This window comes from Microbispora rosea (assembly GCF_044460045.1).
GTDB classification, from domain to species: Bacteria; Actinomycetota; Actinomycetes; order Streptosporangiales; family Streptosporangiaceae; genus Microbispora; species Microbispora rosea.
In genome coordinates, this window is sequence record NZ_JBITJO010000016.1 from 69,732 (window position 1) to 92,020 (window position 22,289).

Consider the following 22,289-nt stretch of genomic DNA (forward strand, 5'->3'; position numbering starts at 1 on the left):
GGACCAGCAGCACGCCTGACTCCTCTGTCTCTCGAAGTTTGGCCCGGTCATAGTACAGATCGGTGATTTCAGGACAGGGACCGACCCGGCCAAGACCCGTGAGGCCCGGGAGGCCCGTGGACACCCCACTAAGCCGCCAGCGCGGGCGGGAGCCAGGCGGCGGCGCCGTTGTCCCGCACGGCACGCTCCGGGTCCGTCGTCCCGTCCATCTCCCCGTCTATCGCCCCGTCCAAGACCCCGTCCGTCGTGCCTTCCTCGGCGTCGATCTCCCCTGCGCCGCCGGTCCGCGGCGCCTCGTCGCCCTGCCAGGCTCCGGCGGCCGCCGGCGCTCCGGCCACCGACGAAGCCGCGTCGTTCGCGCCCCGCGCGCCGACGAGGGCGTCGAACGCCTCGTCGTCTCCGCCGGCGGCGGACGCCGCACTGAGCCCACTGAGCCCGCTTGGCCCGCTGGAACCGCTGGGAGCGGTCAGCTCCCATTCCCGCGTCGCGTCTTCCATCGCGTGGCGCTCGCCGTCGCTCGGCGCGCCCGCCGAGTAGGCCCGGATCGGCTTCTCGAACGTGGCGATGCCCCACTTCAGGTCATGGCCCACCGAGCTGGCCTCGATCTCCGCCCAGAACCGCTGCTCGCCGTCGCGCTCGAACTGCTTGATCCGCAACTTGCCGTACACCACGACCGGGTGTCCCCTGCGGATCGACTGCTGCACGTTGTCCGCCAGCCCGCGGTAGCAGCGCACGGTGTAGTAGGTGGTGTCCCTGGTCTGCCAGGTGTTGGTCTGCTGGTCGAGGACGCGCCTGTTGACGGCCATCCGCATCGAGGTGACACGCGAGCCGTCGCGGAACTGATACTGCCGGGGATCGTCGGTGACGTTCCCGCTCAGCGTGACGTAGATGTCGTTCATCGAAGTGCCTCCCCGGCCCGGTCACTCGCCGGGCTCGGGGGACACACTGGCCGCGCATCGCACCGCCTCACGGGCCAGAAACCCGTTCTGTGGATGAAGCCACGCCTGTGGACAACGCTCCGGGCCGCCCCGCTCGACCGGGAGCGGGGGGGCGGGACGTCCGGCGCGGGGCGGGACGTCCGGCGCGGCGCGGCGCGGCGCGTCCCGCGGCAGGCGTTCGACGCCCGGCCGCGCCCGTCCGGCAGCAGGTGTTCGACGCCCGCCGCGTCCGTCGGGCGGCAGGCGTTCAGCGAAAGGCGTTCAGCGCCGGGCGGCCGCCATCGCGCCGAAGAACTCGTTGTAGCGGTTCAGTTCGCGTTCGAGCGGCTGGACGACCATGTCCTGCGCCAGGACGCCCACGCGGCGTCTCATGTCGTGCTCCAGCCGGTCGCGTTCCTTGCCCGCGGCGAGCACCACGAAGTTCCTGCTCGACATGGCCGAGAACAGGCCGAGCCCGAGGACGCTGATCATCATCAGCCCCACCCAGGGCAGCACGGCCACGTCGCCGAGGACCTCGGCCGGCGGCCGGCCGGCCTTGAAGACGCCGTACGCGAGGATCGCGCCCGCCCAGGCGAGGCTCGCGACGAACATGAGCACCAGGAGGTACTGCCAGATCTTGAGCAGCCACCACCAGACCGGGACCCGGTCGAGCGGCGGAGCCACCTCCGACAGCTCGCCCGACAGCGCCTCGGGAAGCTCGTCCACCCGCGAGCGGGCCGCCTCGCGCACGCCGTCACGCCACACCTCCGGCATGCCGGCAGTCAGCCCGTCGGCGAGCGTCTGCACCGCGTTGTCCACCTCGGCGGGCTGAGCGGTGACCGAACTCGCGACAAGGCCGCGGATGTCGTCCTTCACGGCCCCCAGACGCAGGCTCTTGAGCGGGTCGGGCCGCAGCCGGGCCGCCCACCGCGCGTACGGCCAGCCGACCCATTCGGCGGACCGGACGGCGTACACGTTCTCGAGGGCCTCGCCGAGAGCGGAGACGCCGATCGCGTCGCACAGCGCCTCGACCAGCCCGGCGCGCCGCGCGCCGTCCACCGTGGACTCCACCCGCAGCAACTCCGGCACGTCCTTCACCAGGCGCAGCATCAGCCGGTCGAGGTCGGCCTCCAGACGCTGGTAGGCCGCACGCCGAGCGGCCACGGACTCGGCCAGGACGGCCTTCAGGCTGTCGACGCCCTTGCCGGTGGTGGCGGACGTCGCGACCACCCGGGGACGGGTGACGCCCTCACGCCGGAGAAGCTCCTCCAGGTCGGCCACGCACTCCGCCTGTTCCTCCGGGGTGAGCCGGTCGGACTGGTTGAGCACGAAGACCGTCACCGCGTCGTGCCCGTTCAGCTCGGTCACGTAACGCCGGTGCACCGAGGCGTCGGCGTACTTCTGCGGGTCGAGCACCCACACGATGAGATCGGCCACCTGGATCAGCCGGTGGGCCTCGTGGTCGGTGAGCGCGCGGATCGAGTCGTGGTCGGGCAGGTCGAGCAGGATGAGCCCGTGCAGCTGGCTCTCGCCCTTGTCGAGGGCGCTGGCGCGGGCGAACCGGTGCCGCCACTGGATCTGCAGCCAGTCGAGCAGCGGGCCCGCGCCGTCGATGCCCCACACGCAGGCGTGGGTGCGCGCCGTGGTCGGCCTGCGTACGCCGATGGGCGAGAGCTCCAGCCCGGAGACGGCGTTGAACAGGGACGACTTCCCGCTGCCGGTGCCCCCGGCGAGCGCGACGACCGTGTGGTCGGACGACAGCTTGAGCCGGTCGCCGGCGCGCAGCAGGAGCTGGGCCGCCTCTGTGACCAGCGCCGGGTCGAGCCGGCCCTGCCCCAGCTCGACGATCTTGGCCAGGGCGGCGAGCCTGGAGCCGAGCCCGTGCTGCCTTTCGGCGGTGCTGACAGCCGTCATGGATTCCTCACCGTGGTGCGGAGACGTACCCCGGCGTGATCTGCCGGATCGGCTCCGTCATCGTGCGACCTCGAGGTTGTACGTTGCCTGGTAGAGCCGCGTCGCCGCGGCCTCGTCCGGGATTCCGGCGCTGTCGAGCGCGTCGACGTATCGGAGGGTCTCCTCGTCGAAGAGCAGGCCGACGCGGGCGCGCAGATCGCTGCGGGCCTTGGCGCTGATGTTGCGCAGCGACTCGGCGCCGAGCAGGCCGCGCAGCAGCCGCTGGGGCAGTGCGCCGGCGCCCGCGCCCGCCGGGGCGTCCGTGGCGCCGTAGCCGAGCAGGCCGATCATGAAGATCAGCGAGAGCGACTCCACGTCGAAGGAGATCAGCTTGGCCACCGACCGCTTGGTCACGCCCTCGGTGCGGATGAGTTCGGTGACGTGGTCCTGCCAGGCGGTGATGGTCCTGGTGGTCCTGCGGGCGATCTCCTCCGCCGGGCGGCCGAGCCCCGGTGTCGCGGCCAGCCGGTCGCCCGCGCCCGCCCGCTGCCGCCAGCGCGCCACGACCTCCTCCGCGGCCTGCTGAACGGCCGAGTTGACCAGCGCTTCGAGGCCCGCCCGCAGGGCGGCCTTCAGTCCGCGCACCCGCTCCGGGCCCTGCTGGTGGCCCTTGGCGCCGCGGCGCAGCTGGAGGGTGCGCATGAGGTCGCCCCTGCCGGCGAAGTCCTGCCACCGCGCGAGCACCTCCCCGCGCAGCAGCGAGCCGTCCCTGGTCGCCTCGTCGATCCGCGTCAGGGCGCCCAGGTAGGCCGCGTCGACGTCGGAGCGCAGATCGGCGCGCAGGGCGACCTGGGTTTCGAGGTGCCGGGCGAGCGCGGGCAGCCGGGTGCGGAAGCTGTTCAGAACGCCGTTCAGCGTCGACTTGACCGCCGCCTCACGCCGCTCGTCGTCCGCCGACAGGGCGGACATCCAGATGCGGAGATCCGCGATCTCGATCTCGGGCAGCCGCCCGTCGCGTACGGACGTCTCGTTGATGACGAAGCACTCGACCTCGCCCAGGCCGTATTCCTTCAGCATCCGGCCGAAGTGCTTGACGACGACCTCGCGGGACCTGTGCGGCACACGGGACAGCACGATGACCAGGCGCGCTCCGCGTTCCTTGGCCCGGCGCAGCAGGCCCCAGGACGGCGCGTCGGCGTACCGGGACGCCGTGGTGACGAACACCCACAGGTCGGCGGCGTCCAGCATGCGGTGCGCGATCTCATGGTGCTCCTCCACGACCGAGTCGATGTCGGGCGTGTCGAGCAGCGCGAGTCCCCGGGGCAGGGACGGGCTCGACGTCAGCACCACGCTGCCGGGCGGGGCGTCCCGCGTGGGTTCGTCGAGCCTGCTTAGACCGCCGAGAAGGTCGCCCCGCGCGTACCACTCGTGGTCGTCGGGATGGCAGACGATCACGGGCGTCGCCGTGGTGGGACGGCGCACTCCCGTGGCCGAGACCTTCCCTCCGGCGAGCGAGTTGACGATGGTGGACTTGCCCGCCCCCGTCGAACCGGCCACGACGATCAGCGCGGGCGCGGTGCTCATGTGGACCCGCGGGATGACGTAGTCGTCGAGCTGCGCCAGGACCGACGCCTGCGCCTTGCGCGCCTCCTCGGAACCCGGCACGTCGAGACCGAAGTGCAGGCCCTTCACCGCCGTACGGAGCTGGTTGAGCGCCTCGGTCAGCGCCGCCGAGACCGGCTCCGGCATCGGGAAGGACCGCACCCGATCGCCGTCGGGCTCGTCCTCGCCGTCCTCCATGCCATCGGCGTCGTCGGTGTGCTCGGCGCCATCGGCGTCCTCGGCGTCGTCGGTGTGCTCCGCGTCTTCGGCGCCCTCCGGGTCGTCCTCAAGGCTCTGCGCGTCCTGCGCGGCCTCGTCGGCCGCCGCGTCTGCCGGGTCCTGTTCGCCGTCGGCGTCCGCAGGCTCGCCCTCGCACTCCCCACCGGGCCGCACGGGGGCGTCCTCGATCATGTCCTCGTCGTCGCGGATCGGGCGGAACGCGACGGTCTGCTCCCCCGGCGACTCCGGGTGCTCCCCGGCGTCCCGGTCCACCAGATCCGCCCCCGCGAGGTCCGGCCCCGCGATGTCCGGCTCCTCGGTCACGGCGTCGCCCGAACCCGCGCCGGTCCCGTGGTCGGGCGTGTTCCTGGCTGCCGATCTCACGGGATCCGCTCCGCTCGCACCATATCGATCTCCTGGCCGACCTTGACGACCTCGCCGACGATCACGATCGCCGGAGGCCGCACTCCGGCCGCGGTCACCCGTTCCGCCACGGTCGACAGCGTCGCGGCAACGGCTCGCTGCGTCGGAAGAGTACCGTCCTGTACCACCATCACGGGAGTTTCCGGTGAACGTCCGTCTCGGACCAGCGTTTCGGCGATCTCCTTGATCCGTTCGACCGCCATGAGAAGTATCAGGGTTCCCGACGATCCCGCCAATCCGGGCCAGTCGACGGTGGACCTGGGGTCGCCGGGCGCGACGTGCACGGAGATGACGTGGAACTCCTGGCTCACCCCGCGATGGGTGACCGGGACTCCGGCGGCGCCGGGGACCGCGACCGCGCTGGTGATCCCGGGCACCACGGTCACCGGGATGCCCGCCCGGGCGCAGGCGATCATCTCCTCGCCGCCGCGGCCGAAGACGAACGGGTCGCCGCCCTTCAGCCGTACGACGAACCTGCCCTTGCGCGCGTGCTCGATGAGCAGTTCGTTGATCTTCTCCTGGGACAGCGACCGGCCGTACGGCACCTTCGCCGCGTCGATCAGCTCGACGTCGGGCGACAGCTCGTCCAGGAGCGCGCGCGGCGCGAGGCGGTCGGCCACGACCACGTCGGCCTGCGCCAGGAGCTGACGTCCCCGCACGGTGATCAGGCCGGGATCGCCGGGGCCGCCGCCCACCAGCGCGACGCCGACGGGCTTGGTGCGGTGCCGCCGCGCGTCCACGGTGCCGTCGCGCAGCGCGCCCACGATCGCGTCGCGGATGCCGGCCGCGCGGCGGGGGTCGCCACCCGCGGTGACCGCCACGCCGACCTCGTCCACCCGCCCGCTGGCGGGGGTCCAGGCCGCGGAGGCGTCCTTGTCGTCGGCCCGCACGCACCAGATGCGCTTCACCTCGGCCTCGGCGGCGACCGCGGTGTTGACGTCGCGATGGTCGGTGCAGGCGTGCACCAGCCAGGCGCCGTCGCAGTCGCCGACCTGGTAGGGCCGTCGCTCCCAGGTCACCCGGCCCGTGGCGATGAGGTCGTCCAGCGCCGGCGTGACACTGGGCGAGACCAGGGTGACGGAGGCTCCGGCGTCGAGCAGTGCGGGGACCCGTCGCTGAGCGACGCGTCCCCCGCCGACCACGAGCACCCGCCGCCCGTCGAGGCGGAGGCCGAGCAGGTAGGGCGCCATGACCCCTGTCTCCCTAGAGCGTCAAGTGTGCATTGTTAGGAGGCAAACCTACCCGCTGGGCTCGGGCGACATTCACAGGATGAGACTTGTGAGTCCACAGGGCGGTCGCCGCGGGCCGGCGGCGCCTCACTCGCCCTTGTCCGCCACGCCTGCGGAGTCGAAGGTGGCGACCTCGTGCATGACCCGCGCGGCCGCGCTGACCAGGGGGTGGGCGAGCAGCCCGCCGGTTCCCTCCCCGAGCCGAAGCCGCAGGTCGACGAGCGGGTCGAGGCCCAGATGGGCCAGCGCGGCCGTGTGGCCGGGCTCGGCCGAGCGGTGCCCGGCCAGGCAGTAGCCGACGGCGTCGGGCGCGAGCGCGCCGGCCACCAGGGCCGCGGCTCCGGCGATCACTCCGTCGAGGATGACGGGCACCCGGGCCGCGGCGGCGCCGAGCACGAAACCGGCGATCGCCGCGTGCTCCAGGCCGCCGACCGCCGCGAGCACGCGCAGCGCCTCGCCGGGCCCGCCCGGTACGGCTCCCGCCTCGGTGATCCCGTTGGCCCGCAGGCCACGCCGTACGATCTCGATCTTGTGCTCGTAGGTGGCGTCGTCGACGCCGGTCCCCCGGCCGGTGACCTCTGCGGCGGGCCTGCCGGTGAAGGCGCAGATCAGGGCGGCAGAGGCGGTGGTGTTCGCGATGCCCATGTCTCCGGTGACCAGGCAGCGGCCACCCGCGTCCACCAGGTCGCGGGCGATCTCGATCCCGGCCGTCAGGGCGGCGGTGGCCTGCTCCTCCGTCATGGCGGGCCCCTGCGACAGGTCGGCCGTGCCGTACGCGACCTTGCGGGCGAGCAGCCGGGGCGCGGGCGGCAGGTCGGCCGCGACGCCCACGTCCACGACGGTCACCGACGCGCCCACCTCGGCGGCGAAGGCGTTGGCGACCGCGCCTCCCGCCGTGAAGTTGGCCACCATCTGCGCGGTGACCTCCTGCGGCCAGGGGCTCACCCCCTGCGCGTGCACGCCGTGGTCGGCGGCGAAGATCGCCAGGGCGGCCGGGACCGGGAGCGGCGGCGGGCAGGTTCCGGCGATGCCGGCGAGCCGCACCGCGACGTCCTCGAGCACCCCGAGCGAGCCGCTCGGCTTGGTGAGCCGGTCCTGGTGGGCCCTGGCCTCCGCCATGGGGCCGGGCTCGACCGGGCGGATGGCGCCGATCGTCTCGCCGAGGGACGTCATGCTCTCTCCTTCTGCGCGGCGGCTGCACCGCGTCGGCTACACCGCGCTGGCGATTCCGGGCTGGGCGAGCGGCCCGTCCGGCGCATCGCCGCGGAGCTCCTCCCCCGCCTCGCCGCGGCCGACCGCGCCGATCATGCTATCGGCCTCGATCTCGCCGTCCGCCTCCGGTTCCGGCGTCTCGGCGTCGAACGTCTCGTCGAACGCCTCGTCGAACGCCTCGGCCTCGAAAGCGTCCACGTCGAGCGGTTCCAGGTCCAGAGGGGCAGGGTCCAGGGGGGCAGGGTCCACGAGGGAGGGGGTCAGCGGCGCACCGCCGGTCTCCCTCGCCCCGCTCAGCCGCGGGGCGATGGCGGTCACGAGGCCGGCGTCCCTCTCGGCGCCCGGGTCCACCGGCGTACGGCCCGCGGGGAACGGCCGGGTCACCGGCAGCACCGTGGAGGGGCGGCGCGCGGCCGGCGCCGAGGACTGACCGCCTCCGGCGAGCGCCTCCTCATACCTGTCGATCACCACGTCGGCGAGGCCCTCGCAGTCGCCGATCACCTCGGCGCAGCGGATGTCGAGGCCCTCGTGGTTGGCGCCGTAGGCCAGCGCCTGCGCCCAGATGCGTTCGAGGACTCCGCCCGCGAACAGGACGTACGGCAGGACGATCACGCGCTTGGCGCCGAGCCTGCGGCAGCGCTCCAGGCCGCCCGGCACGCCGGGGCGGGTGTGCGACACGTACGCGGTCTCGACGGTCAGCAGGTCGGCGGCGTGGGTCTCCCAGAACAGCCGCGAGACGCGGTGGACCTCGGCGTTGACGGCGGGGTCGGTGGAGCCGTGCCCGACCAGCACGACCGCGGTCTCGCCGGGCGCGATCTCGGCGGGCGGCTCGTCGGTCACGAACCGCGGCATCTCCGCCCGGGCGTCGGCGAGCCGCTCCGCGAGGAGCTTGAGCACCCGGGGGTCGGGCCCGAGGGGGCGGCCGAGGTCGTATTCGAGCGTGGGGTGCCGCTCCTGCTCCAGGGCCATGGTGCCGGGGATGTCGCCGAGCGCGCGCCGGTCGCCCGTCAGGCTGAGCGGGACCGCGATCAGGTGGTGGTGCCCCCGGGCCACGAGAGAGGAGATGGAGTCGCCGAGCGGGGGGCGGGCGTTCGTGATGAAGCCGCCGCTCACCTCGGCGGGAAGCCCGTCAAGGCGGCAGCGGAGGCGGTGAACGAACCTGCCGAACTCGGCGACGCCGGTCTCATCGTGGGTGCCGTGGCCGATGAGCAGCAGCGGCGGTTTCATCTGGCTGATCTCCCCTGCAGTTGACCTGCGTGTCGTTCACAATCCCCCGCCCCGTCCGGGCCGGCGCCGCCCGTGTGCATGCCGGGACGGGATCTCCCGCTTCTGGACGCGCACTCGCCGGCCGGCGGGAGGCTCACGGCTGGCGAGGATAGCCTTCCGGCCCCCAATCATGGTGGCCACTTGACCGATGGGCACAGGGACTAGGGGGATTCTTTACCTATTGCCATGAAATTTCCCCGTTGAGCATGCCGAACAGGACGGCGTCGGCCCAGCCTCCCGGGACCGGCAGCGCCCGCCGCATGATGCCCTCCTCGATGAACCCGGCCTTCCTGGCGACCGCCTGGCTGGCGCGGTTGCCCGTCGCGACCAGCAGGTGGACCCGGTGGAAGCCGAGGTCGAACAGGTAGGCCGTCGCCAGTCGCGTGGCCTCCACCGCGTATCCCCTGCGGCGGGCCCACGGCGCGATCCAGTAGCCCAGCTCGGCGTCCCCGCGTTCGTGGTCCTCACGCTGCACGCCGATGGCTCCGGCGAGCCGTTCCCCGTCCTTCGGCTGTATCGCGAAGTTGCCACCATAGCCGGGGCCGTTCGCGTGCGCGAGCCGGGTGCACCACTCCAGCGCCCGCTCCAGCGTGTAGCCCTCGGCCCACGGCATCCACCGGGCGATCTCGGGATCGCCCTTGACCGCGTCGGCCACGTCGAAGGCGTCCTGCCGGGCGAAGGGCCGCAGGACCAGCCGCTCGCTCTCGATCCTGCGGCGCGGGACCGACCGCTCGTCGCCGCGCAGCCGTCCGAAGACCACCAGGTCGTGGGGGCCGTCGTCCTCGAATCCCGCGCCGCGGAGCAGTCCCTCGCGGATGAAGCCGGCCTTCTCCGCGACCCTGATCGACGCGAGGTTGTCGGCGTTCGCCCGCAGTTCGATCCGCCGCAGCGGGCCCTCCCCGAGCAGGCGGCCGACGAGGCCGCGGACCGCCTCGGTCGCGTATCCCCTGCGGCGGTAGGCGGGATGCACGCCGTATCCCACCTCGGCGATGCCCGTGCCCCACTGGGCCTTGAAAACGCTGATCGACCCGACCACGCCGTCCCGCGCGTGCATGGCGAGGTGGATGCCCTGGCCCGAGCGCCACAGCTCGTGCACGCCGTACGACAGCCACTGCGCGATGCCGGTCGCGTGCCCGGGCGCGCCCGGGGGCAGCGCCGTGGTGTGCGCTCCGTCCTCGATGACGGCCCGAACCTGGCCCGCGTCCCCGGGACCGAACGGCCGCAGGATCAGCCGTTCCGTGTTGATCGTCAGGCGCTCGTCGAACAATGCGTCACTCCATCACATGAGCGGATTTTTCGCCCGCCGGGGATTATGTGGGACACGGCCTCACCGCTCCCGATGTTTGGGGCAGGCGGTCCGGGTACGAGGCACGTCAGTGACCCTAATCGGGAGGTGAGGTCATGAGTATCCAGCGCGGCAGCGACAAACACGGCCGCCGGCTCGACGAGGAGCAGAAGCACGAGACACAAGGCCTCGTGCAGGGCGCCGGACGCACCCGGGTGGAGGAGTGGCGCGAGCCCGAGCCGACGCAGCAGCCCGAAGAAGACATGTCGCCGCCCCGTCGGCACCCGCCCGGTCGCGAGCCCGGGACGCCGCTCGGCATCACCCCCGCCGACGTGGAACGCCGCAGCCACCTCGCCACCTGGCTCAGCGACGCCGGCTTCCCCGCCGACCCGGCCAAGCTGCTCGCCCACGCCGAGCACAAGAACGCCCCCGACGCCGTGATCGACGCCGTACGGCGGCTGCCCGAAATGACATTCCACAACATCGCGGAGGTCGCGGAGGCCCTCGGACTCGGAGTGGAACGCCAGCGCTGGTAGGGAGGGCCCGTGAGACTGGACTTCATCCGCGGGTTGTACGAGCGGAGCGGCCCGTACGCCTCGGTATACGTGGACACCGACCGGTCGTCCGAGGGCGCGGCCAACGTGGTCCAGCGCCGGTGGGCGCAGCTCAGGGAGCGGCTCGCCGAGGAGGGGGCGCCGGCCTCGGCACTCGATCCCATCGGGGAGCTGATGTCCGACCCGGTGTGGGCCGCGCCCGGGCGCGCGGCCTTCGCCAGGGACGGCGAGGTCGTGTTCACCGAGGCGCTCGCCCACCGTCCGCGCCGTCAGACCGCACGGTGGTCACCGCTCCCCCACGTGGTGCCGCTGCTCGCGCAGCGCGGCGAGCACGTCCCGCACGTCGAGGTGCTGGCCGACCGGGCCGGGGGCGACGTCACCGTGGTGGCCGACGGGCGGCGGCGCGAGCTGACCGTGGAGGTGGCGGACCCGGACCGGTCGCTCCAGAAAACCGGCCAGGGCGGCCGGTCGCAGGCCAACTTCGACCGGGAGGTCGAGGAGGGCTGGCGCCGCAACGCCGTGGCCCTCGCCGAGGTGGTGGAGAAGGAGGCGCACGGCATCGGCGCGGAGGTCGTGGTGCTGGCCGGCGATCCCAAGGCCCGCGGGCTCGTGACCGACTACCTCGCCAAGGACGTCGTACGGCGGCTGACGGTGGCCGAGCACGGCAGCCGGGCCCCGGGCGCCGACCTGGACCACTTCCGGCGGGCGGTCGAAGGGGCCTGCCGGGCCTGGACCGAGCGGCGCTGCGAGGAACTGCTGGACACGTACGCGGCGGGCAACGCCGTGGCGGGCCTGACGGAGACGGCACGCGCGCTGCGCGACCGGCGGGTGGGCACGGTGCTGATGCACGACGACCCGTCCTCCACGGCCATGATGTGGATCGGCCCCGAGCCCACGCAGTTGTCCACCGACCCGGCGGAGCTGGCCGCCTGGGGGGTCGGGGAGCCCATGCGGGAACGCGCGGACGCCGCCCTCGCGCGGGCGGTGGCCGCGACCGACGCCGAGCTGTGGTTCGTCCCGCGGCTGGAGTCGCCCGACGGGATCGGCGCGCTGCTGCGCTTCTGACCGAAGCCTCGGGCCCGGGTGGGGCTCAGGTCACGATCAGCACTTCGAGCGTGCGGGGGCCGTGCACGCCCTCGACCCGGTTCAGCTCGATGTCGCTGGTCGCCGAGGGGCCGCTGATCCAGGTCAGGGGCCGCGCGGGGGCGAGCCGGGCGACGGCGTCCGGCACGCCCGCGACGATCTGGGCGGCCCGCACCACGCACAGGTGATAGTCGGGCACCAGCGAGAGCGCCCGCCTGCCCTGGCCCGGCCCGGCGTCGAGGACGATCGTGCCGGTCTCCGCGATCGCGACCGCGCAGGTGGTGAGCACGCCGTCCACGGCGCCGAGGTCGGCGGCGCTCAGCGGCGGGTCGTCGGCGACCGCCTCCGCGTCCGCGGCGGCGAGCCACGGCGCGGGGAACCCGGCGGGCACGACGACCCGCCGCGCCCCGCGCGCGGCGAGTGACAGCGCGACGCGCTCCGCCACGCCCGGCTCGTCCACGAGGTGGACCACGGCGCGGTAGTCGCGGACCCGCTCCTCGAACAGGCCGATCTCGCCCGGCCTCTCCGAGGGCCCGCGGTAGGCGCGGGTGATCTCGACGTCGGGCACGCCCGCGAGGGCGCGGCGGACCCGGGCGAGGATCAGGTCGCGGGAGCTCATCGGCGTCCTCCGTCCGTGCGGTCCCACCACTCGCGGAACGACTCTTCCGGCATCTCCGGCAGGTCCCTGGTGTCGGTCCAGCCGGCGAGCGGCCCCGGCAACCGCCGAGGAGTGAGCCGGCGCAGCCGTCCCGCGGCGCGCTGCAGGCGCGCGAGCCGTCCCGACCGCTCGAGCACCCACCCGGCCGCCGCCATCCCGGCGCGCTCCGGCCAGGGGTGGCGGGCCCGGGACCGCAGGTCCACCAGCACGGACGGGATGTCGATGGCCACCGGGCAGACCTCGTAGCAGGCGCCGCACAGCGAGGAGGCGTACGGCAGCGAGCGGTCGAGCTCGGAGCCCATGCCGCGCAGTTGCGGCGTCAGGATCGCCCCGATCGGCCCGGGATAGACCGACCCGTACGCGTGGCCGCCCGCCCGCTCGTACACCGGGCAGACGTTGAGGCAGGCCGAGCAGCGGATGCAGCGCAGCGCCTGCCGGCCCACCTCGTCGGCGAGGACGCCGGTGCGGCCGTTGTCGAGCAGCACCAGGTGGAACTCCTGGCCCTCGGCCGCGCCGGTCCACATGGAGGTGTAGGGGTTCATCCGCTCCCCCGTGGAGCTGCGGGGCAGCAGTTGCAGGAAGACCTCCAGGTCGCGCCAGGTCGGCAGCACCTTCTCTATGCCGACCACGCTGATCAGGGTGCGCGGCAGCGTGAGGCACATGCGGCCGTTGCCCTCGGACTCCAGCACGACCATCGTGCCGGTCTCGGCGATCGCGAAGTTGGCCCCGGAGATCGCCACCTTGGTCTTCAGGAAGCGCTCGCGCAGGTGGAGCCTGGCCGCTTCGGCCAGCGCCGCGGGGTCGTCGGTCAGGTCCTCGGGGGCGGGCCTGCCCCAGCCGGCCATGTGCTCGGCGAAGATCTCCCGGATCTCCGCGCGGTTGCGGTGGATCGCCGGGACGAGGATGTGCGAGGGCTGGTCGTCGCCCAGTTGCACGATGAGCTCGGCGAGGTCGGTCTCGTAGGCGGTGATGCCATGCTCGAGCAGCGCCTCGTTGAGGCCGATCTCCTGGGTGGCCATCGACTTGACCTTGACGACCTCGGTCTCGCCCGTGGCCTTCACCAGCCCGGCGACGATCCGGTTGGCCTCGGCCGCGTCGGCGGCCCAGTGCACGTGGCCCCCGGCGGCCGTGACCGCCTCCTCCAGCCGCACCAGGTATCTGTCGAGATTGCGGAGCGTGTGCTCCTTGATCGCCCGGCCGGCCTCGCGCAGCCCGGCCCAGTCGGGGGCCTCCGCGACGACGCTCGCCCGCCTGGCCCTGATCGTCCTGGTCGCCTTGCGCAGGTTGAACCGCAGCTGCGAGTCCCGCAGGGCTCTCGCGGCGTTGCGGGGGAAGGGCCGCGTCGGCGGCATGCCGAGGAAGGTGACGCTCATCGGGCCCCCGCCGTCTCGGTCGAGCAGAGGATCTCGGCCAGGTGCGTCACCCGCACGCCCGACTTCTGACGGCCGAGCATCCCGCCGATGTGCATCAGGCAGGAGTTGTCGGCGGCGCACAGCACCTCGGCGCCGGTGTCGAGGACGGCGCGCACCTTGTCGGCGCACATCGCCGCCGACACCTCGGCGTTCTTCAGCGCGAAGGTGCCGCCGAAGCCGCAGCACTCCTCCGCTCCCGGCAGCGGCACCAGTTCGAGTCCCTTGACCTGGCGCAACAGTGTGAGCGGACGGTCGCCCAGGTGGATGCCGCGCAGGGAGTGGCACGTCGGGTGGTAGGTGACCTTGTGGGGGAAGTAGGCCCCCACATCGGTCACCCCCAGCACGTCGACCAGGAACTCGGTCAGCTCGTACGTCTTCGGCACGACCTGCGCCGCCGCGTCGGCGAAGGGACCGGACGACCCGGCCAGCTTCGGGTACTGCTCGCGGATCATGGCCGCGCACGAGCCCGAGGGGACGACGACCGCGTCGTAGCCGCGCAGCGCCGCCACGCTGCGCCGGGCCAGCCGTACGGCCTCGTCCCGGTAGCCGGTGTTGGCGTGCATCTGGCCGCAGCAGGTCTGGGCACGGGGGAAGTCGGCCTCGACGCCGAGGCGGCGCAGCAGGCGCACGACCGCCCGCCCGGTGTCCGGGAAGAGCGTGTCGTTGACGCAGGTGACGAACAGGGCTACCCGCACATGCCCTCCCGGCGTGTATGGTCAGACCAAATATGGTCAGACCATACATCCTGGTGCGCCCGCGGCGACACCGGCGTCGTGAGGAGCCGAGGTGACCACCGGAGAACGCCGGCGTACGGACGCCCGGCCGCGCGCCTTCGAGGAGGTGCTCGCCCGCATCGAGGAGCGGATCGCGGCCGACGGCATGACCGTGGGCGACCGGCTGCCGGGTGAACGGCAGCTCGCCGAGCAGCTCGGCGTGGGCCGGTCGTCGGTCAGGGAGGCGCTGCGCGTGCTGGAGACCCTCGGGGTGGTCGCGTCGCAGGCCGGCCGGGGCCCGGACGCCGGGGCGGTGCTCACCTCCCGCCCGGGAGACGCGCTCACCGACCTGCTCCGCCTGCACCTCGGCCTCGCCACGCTCTCGATGCGCGAGGTGATCGACACCCGGCTGATGATCGAGCAGTGGGCGGCGGCCCGCGCGGCGGCGGCTCCCGCGCGCACCGCGACGGCACGGATGGCGGAGGCGATCGCGGCCATGGACGCCGCCCGCGACCCCGCCGAGTTCGTCGAGCACGACATCGCGTTCCACCTCGCCCTCGCCGAGGCGGCGGGCAACCGGCTGATCGTGGCGGTCGTGCGCGCGCTGCGCGACGCCCTGCGCCGCTACGCCGTGGACGCGGTCGTACGGCTCGGCGACACCGGCGGCCTGCAGGACGACCACCGGCGCATTCACCGGGCGATCGAGGACGGCGACGCCGGGGCCGCCGCGGCCGCGGTCGCCGAGCACCTCGCCCGCGCCTATCCGGAGTCTGGCCCGGATTCATAGAACGTGTTCTAATCACGCGTGTGGCCGATGATCTGAGACTCGGGCTGAACCTCGGGTACTGGCAGCGGAACGCCGACGACGCGACCGAGGTGGTGCTGGCCGCCGAGCGCCTCGGCTACGAGTCGGTGTGGACCGCCGAGGCGTACGGCAGCGACGCGTTCACCCCGCTGGCCTGGTATGGCGCGAGGACCAGCCGCATCAAGCTCGGCACCAGCGTCGCCCAGTTGTCCGCCCGGCCCCCGGTGACGACCGCGATGACCGCGATGACGCTCGACCACCTCACGGGTGGCCGGCTGCTGCTCGGCGTCGGCGCCTCGGGCCCGCAGGTCGTCGAGGGCTGGTACGGCCAGCCGTTCGCCGCGCCGCTCGCCCGCACCCGCGAGTACGTCGAGATCATGCGGAAGGTCTGGCGGCGGGAGGAGCCGGTGACCAGCCCGGGCCCGCACTTTCCGCTTCCGCTGCCCGGCGGCCTCGGCAAGCCGCTCAAGCTGATCACCCACCCGCTGCGGCCCGAGATCCCCGTCTACCTGGGCGCGGAAGGCCCGAAGAACGTCGCGCTCGCCGCCGAGATCGGGCAGGGCTGGCTGCCGCTGTTCGCCTTCCCCGAGAAGATCGAGGCGATGTACGGCGACGCCCTGTCCGGCGCGAAACCGGCCTTCGACGTCGCCGCCATGGTCATGGTGGTCGTCACCGACGACCTGAGGGCCGCACTCGACGGCGTGAAGATGATGCTGACGCTCTACATCGGCGGCATGGGGGCCAAGACCCGCAACTTCCACGCCGACATCATCGGCCGCATGGGCTACGCGGAGCAGGCCCGCCGCATCCAGGAGCTGTACCTGGCCGGCCGCCGCGACGAGGCGTTCGCGGCCATCCCCGACGAACTGGCCGACGGCATCGCGCTCCTCGGGCCGCTCGGCCGCATCCGGGAGCGGCTGGAGCTGTGGCGCCGCAGCCCGGTCACCACGCTGCTCGTCATGGGCCCCCGTGACGAGCCCACGCTCAGAGCCGTACGGGATCTGGTCCTCGGGTGAGCGCGGCCCGCCCGGCGGCGGCGACGGCGAAGGCCCGCACCAGCGGGTGCGGCTGCCGTTCGGCCAGCTCGGGCTGGAACAGCGTGACCAGATAGAAGGGGTGGCCGGGCAGCTCGGCCACCCGCGCCTCTCCTTCCTCGTCGTGGCCGGTGAAGCGCAGGCCGTGCGCCTCCAGCGTTTCGAGATAGGCGGGATCGGGGCCGTAGGAGCAGAAGTAGCGCTCCACGGTCCGGTCGGCGCCGACGATCCGCTCGGCGAGCGAGCCGGGGATGAGCCGGACCGCCGCCTCGTGACCGGCGAGGGAGCAGGCGAGCTGCCTGATCAGCGGGTCGGGGGCGGCCGGGTCGTTCTCCGCGTGGCTCACGCTCAGCCCGCACACGTGACGGGCGTACTCCAGCAGCGCGTGCTGGAAACCGGCGCAGGTGCCGAGCAGCGGGATCGCGTTCTCCCTGGCGGTCCGCGCGGCCGTGATCGCGCCCTGCTCGCTGCGGTAGGGGCTGCCGGGCAGGATCCAGACGCCGTCGAACCCGCCGAGATCCGCGACCTCGTCGGTCCTGATCCAGTAGGCGTCGAGGTCCAGCCCCTCACGCTCGCGTAGCGCGTCGAGGATGAGCGGGATGCGGGTGTGGGAGCGGACGGCGGGTGACCGGTCGCCCACCAGCGCGATGCGGGGTCTCATGACCTCCATGCTGGCGACGTGCGAACTTAATGACAAATGATGATTTCCAGTGTTCGTATAAGGGATGCTGATGTCGTGGATCCTCATCTGCTGAGCACGTTCGTGACTGTGGTCGCCGAGGGGTCGTTCTCGGCCGCGGCCGATCGGCTCGGCTACACCCAGCCCGCGGTGTCCCAGCAGATCGCCGCACTGGAGGCCGACCTCGGGGTGCCGCTGCTGACCCGCCGTCCCGTACGGCCGACCCGGGCGGGCGAGCGCCTGCTGGAGCACGCGGGTCCGCTGCTGCTGCGGCTGCGGGCCGCTCGGGCGGACGTGGCGCGGCTGTCCGCGCAGCCGCGGGCCCTCACCGTCGCCGCAGGCCCGCTCGCCCTCACCGCGGACACGGCGGCGGCGCTGGCCGGGGTGACGACGCTGCGCATCGCGGGCGCGGCGGCGGCCGTGGCGCTGGTGGCCTCGGGCGAGGCCGACCTCGCGCTGGCCGACGGCCCGGCCGCGCCCTCCGACCCGCTGAACCTCCCCGACACGGGGCCGCTCACCACCGTGGGCGTACGGGAGGAGGAGCTGGTGGTCGTGCTGCCCGAAGGACATCCGCTGGCGGGCCGGCCCGGCCTGCGGCTGGACGACCTGGCCGACGCCCTGTGGGTGGACGCCCCCGAGGTGATGCCGCTCGACCGCCTGCGCGCGGTGGCACGGCTCGACGGGCTGCGGCCCGGCATCCGTTACGAGGGCCACGACCCGGCCGTCGCGGCGCGCCTGGCCGCGGCCGGGCACGGCCTGACCCTGCTGCCCGCGTCCGCCGCGCCGTGCGGGGTCCGGGTGCCGCTGGTCGCGCCGAGGATCGTCCACCGGGTGGAACTGGTGCACGCGGCCCTTCCGCCGGGTCCCGCCGCCGAGGTCGTCCGCGCGCTCACCTCCTGAGCGACAGGTCGCCCACCGCGTCGGCGTAGTAGACCGACCCGCCGAGGTGGAAGGCGACCTGGCGGAGTGTCCAGCCCGCCCCGGGCGAGTGGTCGAGCTGCTCCGGGCTCAGCACCTCCAGGCGGGCCGTCCAGATCCGGGCGAGCCGGGTGAGCCTGCTGCGGGCCTCGTCGAGATCCTGCTCGGTGAACGGAGCGAGGTCGGCCGCAGTGGTGATCATCGACGCGTGCCAGTGGTCGGGCAGGGGCACGCGGCCGGCCAGCCGGTCCTCGATCTCCGCCAGATGGTCCACGAGATGGTCGGCCACCCGGCGGATCGCCTTATGCGGGGTGTAGATCCGATCTCCCGACGGCACCGGCAGGCCGTCCCAGGCGGTCCAGGTCGCCGCCAGGCGGAGCACGTGGTCGATCATCTCGGCCACGACCCGCGCGGGCTCGCGGTCGTCGGTCGGCGGGGCGTCGGTCATGAACGGCCTCCAGGGTGCGAGGGCATGTGCCCGTGCAGGCTAGGGCCGCGTCGTTTCGACGCCCGCCGAAAGGTCCTGCCGACCGATTTCCGGAAATAGGCGACCGAGCCATCCGAGGCGATCGCCCAACTCCCGGCCCGGCTGGTCCGGAACCAAAGAGGATAAATCCAGGTAGAGGCATTACATTCGCGAGTGGGTGACGGCGCGCCGGCAAAGGGGATGTCACGAAGACGGAGGCGTCGCAGGCCCCTCCGGCCTCCCGCTTGACACGACCGACATCTGGGTGATTTATGGATTTATGGGGCATTTGACCGATGCCGATCGCGGAACTGATGACTGGTCCGATTTCTGCCGATCATCGTGGCCCGGATGGCGCGGTCGCGCCCGCGAATGGACCATTGTCGCCGGAGTGCTGCAGGAAGCCAGGGTAGGCCGGGGTGCGGTCCTCCTGATCGAAGGCCGGTCGGGCGTCGGCAAGAGCCGCATGCTCGGCATCACCACCACCGCGGCGGCAAGGGCGGAGCTGGGAGTCGCGCAGGGCGCGGCCGACGAACTGACCCAGCTGATCCCCCTCGCCCCGCTCACCTCGGCGCTCGGGGAATCGAGCTATGCGCTTCCCGTGGCCGCTCAGATGAGCGTCTACAGTCACGCCGATCAGCGGCTGCTGCTGGTGGAACACCTGCAGGGACAGCTGGAGCAGCGGGTGGCCCGGGAACCGATGCTCCTGGCGTTGGACGACCTGCACTGGGCTGATCCGATCACCCTGCTGGCGCTGCGGTCGATGACCAGAGACCTCGCCTCCTATCCACTCGTGTGGATGCTGGCCCGTACGACCGGCAGCGGCGACTGCCCCCGCCTCAACTGCCTGTTCGACCTGCTGGAACGTGACGGCGCGACCCGGATCACGCTGGGGCCGCTGGACGAGGCAGCGGTGGCCGACGTCGTCACCGACGTCCTGGGGGCCACACCCGAGCCGGACGTGCTGGCCCTGGCCGGCATCGTCGACGGCAATCCCTTCCTGCTCGTCGATCTCCTGGAGAAGTTCACAAGGGAGGGCGTCTTCCAGATCGCCGACGGCCGCGCGCGGATGGCGGCGTCCCCGCCACGCACCCAGGCGATCATGCAGGAACGCCTGGAAGGGCTGTCGGCACGGACCAGGTACCTGCTTCAATGCGCCGCGATCCTCGGCCGGTCGTTCTCGGTGAAGGATCTGGCCGAAATGCTCGGCGAATCGACCAGCGCTCTGCTGCCGATGCTGGAGGAGGCGATGTCGGCGGGCATCGTCGAACCCGCCGGAGGCGAACTGTCCTTCCGGCACGACCTGCTGTGGCAGGCGGTGATCGGGACCATCCCCGACTCCGTACGCCGGGCCATGCACCACGATGCGGGAACGATGCTGCTCAAACGTGGCGGGTCGGCGGTTCCCGCCGCCGCGCACCTCATCCACAGTGCCGGCCGCGGTGATACCTCCGCGCTGCTCGGGCTCGACCGGGCGGCGCGCGAGGTGCTGCGGTCCTCCCCTCAGACCGCCGCCGACCTCGCCCTGCGGGCGCTCGAACTCAGCGACTCCGCCGACCCCGACTGGTTCGGCCGCGCCGCCACAGCCGTTGACGCCCTGACGGTCATCGGACGGCTGGCCGAGGCGGCCGATCTCGCCCGTTCCGCACTCGGCAGGGCCCCACCCCGCCCCGCTGCTCGCCTGCGATGCGCGCTGGCGCACATCCTGCTGTTGAACGGCCGGCCAGCGGACGCGATATCCGAGACCGAAAACCTGCTCGCCCGCGACGACCTGCCCGAGGACCTTCGCGGCATCGCCGAATGGACGATGTTCTGGGGGCTTACCTGTCTGAACGACTTCCGGAAAGGACGGCGGCAGGCGGAAGCCGTTCTCGCCGACCGCGAGCGGCACGCCGATGCGGCGGTCGTCGGAGCACTCCTGCTGCTCGCGCAGTTCGCCATGGTCGACGGGCGGATCGCCGACTCGTTCACGCACCTTTGCGAAGCCCTGCGCATCACCGACCGCGGCACCGCCGAAGCCATCCAGCGCCCGTATACGCGCCTGATACTGAGCCTCTACTACAGGGCCATGCGTGAGTTCGACGCGGCCGACGTCGCCATCCAGGCCGCCGAGGAGGAGATCAACGACCTCGGGCTGACCGTGCTCGCCGCGCAACCCGCGCTGTTCCGCTCCGTTCTGCATCTGGGCACCGGCCGACTTGACGACGCGGCCGCCGAGGCCCAGGCCGGGAGCATGACCGCCGAAGAACTCGGCACCCACGGGTTCATCCGCGTCGGGCTGTCCATCCTCGCTGTCATCGCCCTGCGGCAGGGCGACATCGACGCCGCGGTCCGGCACATCGAACGCTTCCAGTCCATCCAGGCCGCGCCCGAGATGTTGTACGGATCCGTGTGGGAGAAGTGGGTGATGGCGGCGGTGGCCGAAGCCCAGGGAGATCCCGGGCGCGCGGTCGACATACTCGACGCCATCTACACCGACGAGGAGAAGCGGCGCTGGGCACTCCTCACGACGCCTCTCACGGCCGCCTGGATGACCCGGCTGGCCCTGGCCACGGCGAACCGTCCGTATGCGCGGGCCATCCTTGACACGGCCGAGTACCTGGCCCGGAACAACCCGGACTTCCCCGTCTTCGCTGTCACGTTCGCCCACGCCCGCGGCCTCTTCTACCAGGACGCCGGTGCGTTGGCCGCCGCCGCCGATCAACCCGAACCGTGGGCACGCGCCTTGGTCGCCGAAGACCTCGGTGTCCTGCTGGCCACCGCGTCCGACCCCGACTCCATCGCGAAGGCCGTCGACAGCCTGGATGAGGCGCTCGACGGCTACGGGCGCATCGGTGCGCTCTGGGACGTGGCGCGGGTGCGTGCCCGGCTGCGGGCGCTTGGTGTGCGCCGTCGCCACTGGGGCCAATCCCAGCGGCCGGCCTTCGGCTGGGACAGCCTCACCGATACAGAACGCGCCGTCGCCAGCCTGATCATCAGGGGGATGACCAACCGCCAGATCGCCCAGCGGATGTTCCTGTCGCCGCACACGGTGTCCACCCACCTTCGCCGGATGTTCAGCAAACTCAACATCGCATCCCGTACCGAGCTGGCCCGCATCGTCGCCGAAATGTGCCCCGAGCTCATCAAGGGTGGTTGAGCGGGTCTTCCGGTCGGAGCGGGGTTCTGTTCTCGCTTGATCGCGTGGACCGCCCTTCCTCGCGAGGTGGTCCCGGACCGGATTAGCGCGATCGCGGACGGGATAAGAGTGAGGCAGGTCACACACCCGGCGCGGGGGGAGAACAGATGCGGTCCACATCGTCAGCGCTGAGCCGGGCGGCCGCCGGCGTGTACGCGGCCCTCGCCGCTCAGGTCGTGTCTGTGGCCGCTCTCGCCGTGTTCGAGGAGAGCCGGGGCAGGCGGCTGGCCGCGCAGATCGCGGCCTTCGGCGGCGATCCCGCCTCTCCCGTCGCCCGGACCGTCAGCGGCGCGGCCACGGCGTTCGCCGTGCTGGTTCTGCTGATGATCGGCGCCACCGTGGCGTGCGCCGCCGCCTACCTGTCCTGGCTGCGGGCGGTGCGCCCGGCCACGCCGCCCGTTGTGCTCGCGGCGGCGTGCCTCGTGCCCGGAGTCAACCTCGTGGTCCCGCCGTTCCTCGCCGACCTGGCCTGGCGCGAGGGCCCGGCGGGGCGCCCCCGCCGGAGCGGTCCCGCGCGGGGCGAGCCGTACGACGGCAGGGACCGGACGCGGTGGCTGGTCGTCCTCTCCTGCTGGTGGGTGAGCTGGCTGGCCGCGCTCGGGCTCGTGTTCGCCGGCCCGGCACGGGACGGGCTGACCGGCCTTGGCACACCCCAGGCCGCCGCGGTCGCCGTCGCGGCGCTCCTGTGCGCGTCGGCCGTCCACGAGATCACCGCCCGGCACACGGGCGCGGGCGGGAAGCGG

Annotated in this window: 18 protein-coding genes; 6 read left to right on the forward strand and 12 right to left on the reverse strand. The window is 72.9% G+C overall.

Annotated features, from left to right (window positions below):
• Window positions 1–128 precede the first annotated feature (128 nt).
• The 7 genes from ACIBK1_RS38525 to ACIBK1_RS38555 form a co-directional block, all read right to left on the reverse strand.
• On the reverse strand, window positions 129–899 hold the full coding sequence (locus ACIBK1_RS38525) for a single-stranded DNA-binding protein (RefSeq protein WP_396740551.1): 771 nt from the start codon (window positions 897–899) through the stop codon (window positions 129–131).
• Between the two features lie 300 nt (window positions 900–1,199).
• A complete protein-coding gene (locus tag ACIBK1_RS38530) occupies window positions 1,200–2,831 on the reverse strand; it encodes a GTPase (protein ID WP_396724541.1) in 1,632 nt (543 codons plus the stop codon).
• Between the two features lie 57 nt (window positions 2,832–2,888).
• The gene (locus tag ACIBK1_RS38535) at window positions 2,889–5,015 is read right to left on the reverse strand and encodes a dynamin family protein (RefSeq protein ID WP_396740553.1); all 2,127 of its coding nucleotides are present in this window, start codon (window positions 5,013–5,015) and stop codon (window positions 2,889–2,891) included.
• Window positions 5,012–6,244, reverse strand: a complete 1,233-nt coding sequence (gene cobA / locus ACIBK1_RS38540) for a uroporphyrinogen-III C-methyltransferase (protein WP_396740555.1) — start codon at window positions 6,242–6,244, stop codon at window positions 5,012–5,014. Before cobA ends, ACIBK1_RS38535 begins: the two co-directional genes overlap by 4 nt.
• 126 nt (window positions 6,245–6,370) lie before the next feature.
• Window positions 6,371–7,456, reverse strand: coding sequence for a nicotinate-nucleotide--dimethylbenzimidazole phosphoribosyltransferase (gene cobT / locus ACIBK1_RS38545; RefSeq protein WP_396740557.1), 1,086 nt, complete (start codon window positions 7,454–7,456; stop codon window positions 6,371–6,373).
• Window positions 7,457–7,492: 36 nt separating this feature from the next.
• The gene (locus tag ACIBK1_RS38550) at window positions 7,493–8,722 is read right to left on the reverse strand and encodes a sirohydrochlorin chelatase (RefSeq protein WP_357325725.1); all 1,230 of its coding nucleotides are present in this window, start codon (window positions 8,720–8,722) and stop codon (window positions 7,493–7,495) included.
• A 217-nt stretch (window positions 8,723–8,939) separates the two neighbouring features.
• A complete protein-coding gene (locus tag ACIBK1_RS38555) occupies window positions 8,940–10,028 on the reverse strand; it encodes a GNAT family N-acetyltransferase (RefSeq protein WP_083744244.1) in 1,089 nt (362 codons plus the stop codon).
• Between the two features lie 134 nt (window positions 10,029–10,162).
• On the opposite strand from ACIBK1_RS38555, the gene ACIBK1_RS38560 reads away from it, so the two are divergent.
• Both ACIBK1_RS38560 and ACIBK1_RS38565 read left to right on the forward strand, forming a co-directional pair.
• A complete protein-coding gene (locus ACIBK1_RS38560; protein ID WP_076435018.1) occupies window positions 10,163–10,582 on the forward strand; it encodes a DUF2795 domain-containing protein in 420 nt (139 codons plus the stop codon).
• A 9-nt stretch (window positions 10,583–10,591) separates the two neighbouring features.
• Window positions 10,592–11,665 (forward strand): baeRF2 domain-containing protein, encoded by a 1,074-nt coding sequence (locus ACIBK1_RS38565; RefSeq protein WP_030509634.1) that lies wholly within the window; start codon window positions 10,592–10,594, stop codon window positions 11,663–11,665.
• A gap of 25 nt (window positions 11,666–11,690) precedes the next feature.
• On the opposite strand, the gene ACIBK1_RS38570 is transcribed toward ACIBK1_RS38565, so the two are convergent.
• Genes ACIBK1_RS38570 through ACIBK1_RS38580 form a run of 3 tightly spaced genes read right to left on the reverse strand, consistent with a single transcriptional unit; the run spans window position 11,691 to window position 14,448 of the window.
• Window positions 11,691–12,302 (reverse strand): LutC/YkgG family protein, encoded by a 612-nt coding sequence (locus tag ACIBK1_RS38570; protein WP_030509635.1) that lies wholly within the window; start codon window positions 12,300–12,302, stop codon window positions 11,691–11,693.
• Window positions 12,299–13,714, reverse strand: coding sequence for a lactate utilization protein B (locus ACIBK1_RS38575; RefSeq protein ID WP_076435020.1), 1,416 nt, complete (start codon window positions 13,712–13,714; stop codon window positions 12,299–12,301). The genes ACIBK1_RS38570 and ACIBK1_RS38575 overlap by 4 nt, the downstream gene beginning before the upstream one ends.
• Window positions 13,711–14,448, reverse strand: a complete 738-nt coding sequence (locus ACIBK1_RS38580) for a (Fe-S)-binding protein (RefSeq protein WP_363424350.1) — start codon at window positions 14,446–14,448, stop codon at window positions 13,711–13,713. Before ACIBK1_RS38580 ends, ACIBK1_RS38575 begins: the two co-directional genes overlap by 4 nt.
• Window positions 14,449–14,539: 91 nt before the next feature.
• On the opposite strand from ACIBK1_RS38580, the gene ACIBK1_RS38585 reads away from it, so the two are divergent.
• Window positions 14,540–15,253: a FadR/GntR family transcriptional regulator gene (locus tag ACIBK1_RS38585; protein WP_396740561.1), complete on the forward strand. Its 714-nt coding sequence runs from the start codon at window positions 14,540–14,542 to the stop codon at window positions 15,251–15,253.
• 20 nt (window positions 15,254–15,273) lie between these two features.
• Window positions 15,274–16,287: an LLM class F420-dependent oxidoreductase gene (locus ACIBK1_RS38590; protein ID WP_396740563.1), complete on the forward strand. Its 1,014-nt coding sequence runs from the start codon at window positions 15,274–15,276 to the stop codon at window positions 16,285–16,287.
• Here ACIBK1_RS38590 and ACIBK1_RS38595 read toward each other — a convergent pair.
• On the reverse strand, window positions 16,256–16,966 hold the full coding sequence (locus ACIBK1_RS38595) for a CTP synthase C-terminal region-related (seleno)protein (protein ID WP_396740565.1): 711 nt from the start codon (window positions 16,964–16,966) through the stop codon (window positions 16,256–16,258). The genes ACIBK1_RS38590 and ACIBK1_RS38595 overlap by 32 nt on opposite strands.
• Before the next feature lie 75 nt (window positions 16,967–17,041).
• Here ACIBK1_RS38595 and ACIBK1_RS38600 point away from each other — a divergent pair, with 75 nt between their 5' ends.
• Window positions 17,042–17,884: a LysR family transcriptional regulator gene (locus ACIBK1_RS38600; protein ID WP_357319403.1), complete on the forward strand. Its 843-nt coding sequence runs from the start codon at window positions 17,042–17,044 to the stop codon at window positions 17,882–17,884.
• Here the strand turns inward: ACIBK1_RS38600 and ACIBK1_RS38605 are convergent.
• Window positions 17,874–18,350, reverse strand: a complete 477-nt coding sequence (locus ACIBK1_RS38605) for a DinB family protein (RefSeq protein WP_030509642.1) — start codon at window positions 18,348–18,350, stop codon at window positions 17,874–17,876. The genes ACIBK1_RS38600 and ACIBK1_RS38605 overlap by 11 nt on opposite strands.
• Before the next feature lie 298 nt (window positions 18,351–18,648).
• Here ACIBK1_RS38605 and ACIBK1_RS38610 point away from each other — a divergent pair, with 298 nt between their 5' ends.
• Entirely contained in the window at window positions 18,649–21,507 is a 2,859-nt protein-coding gene (locus ACIBK1_RS38610) for a helix-turn-helix transcriptional regulator (protein ID WP_396740568.1), read from the forward strand.
• The last annotated feature ends 782 nt before the right edge of the window (window positions 21,508–22,289 follow it).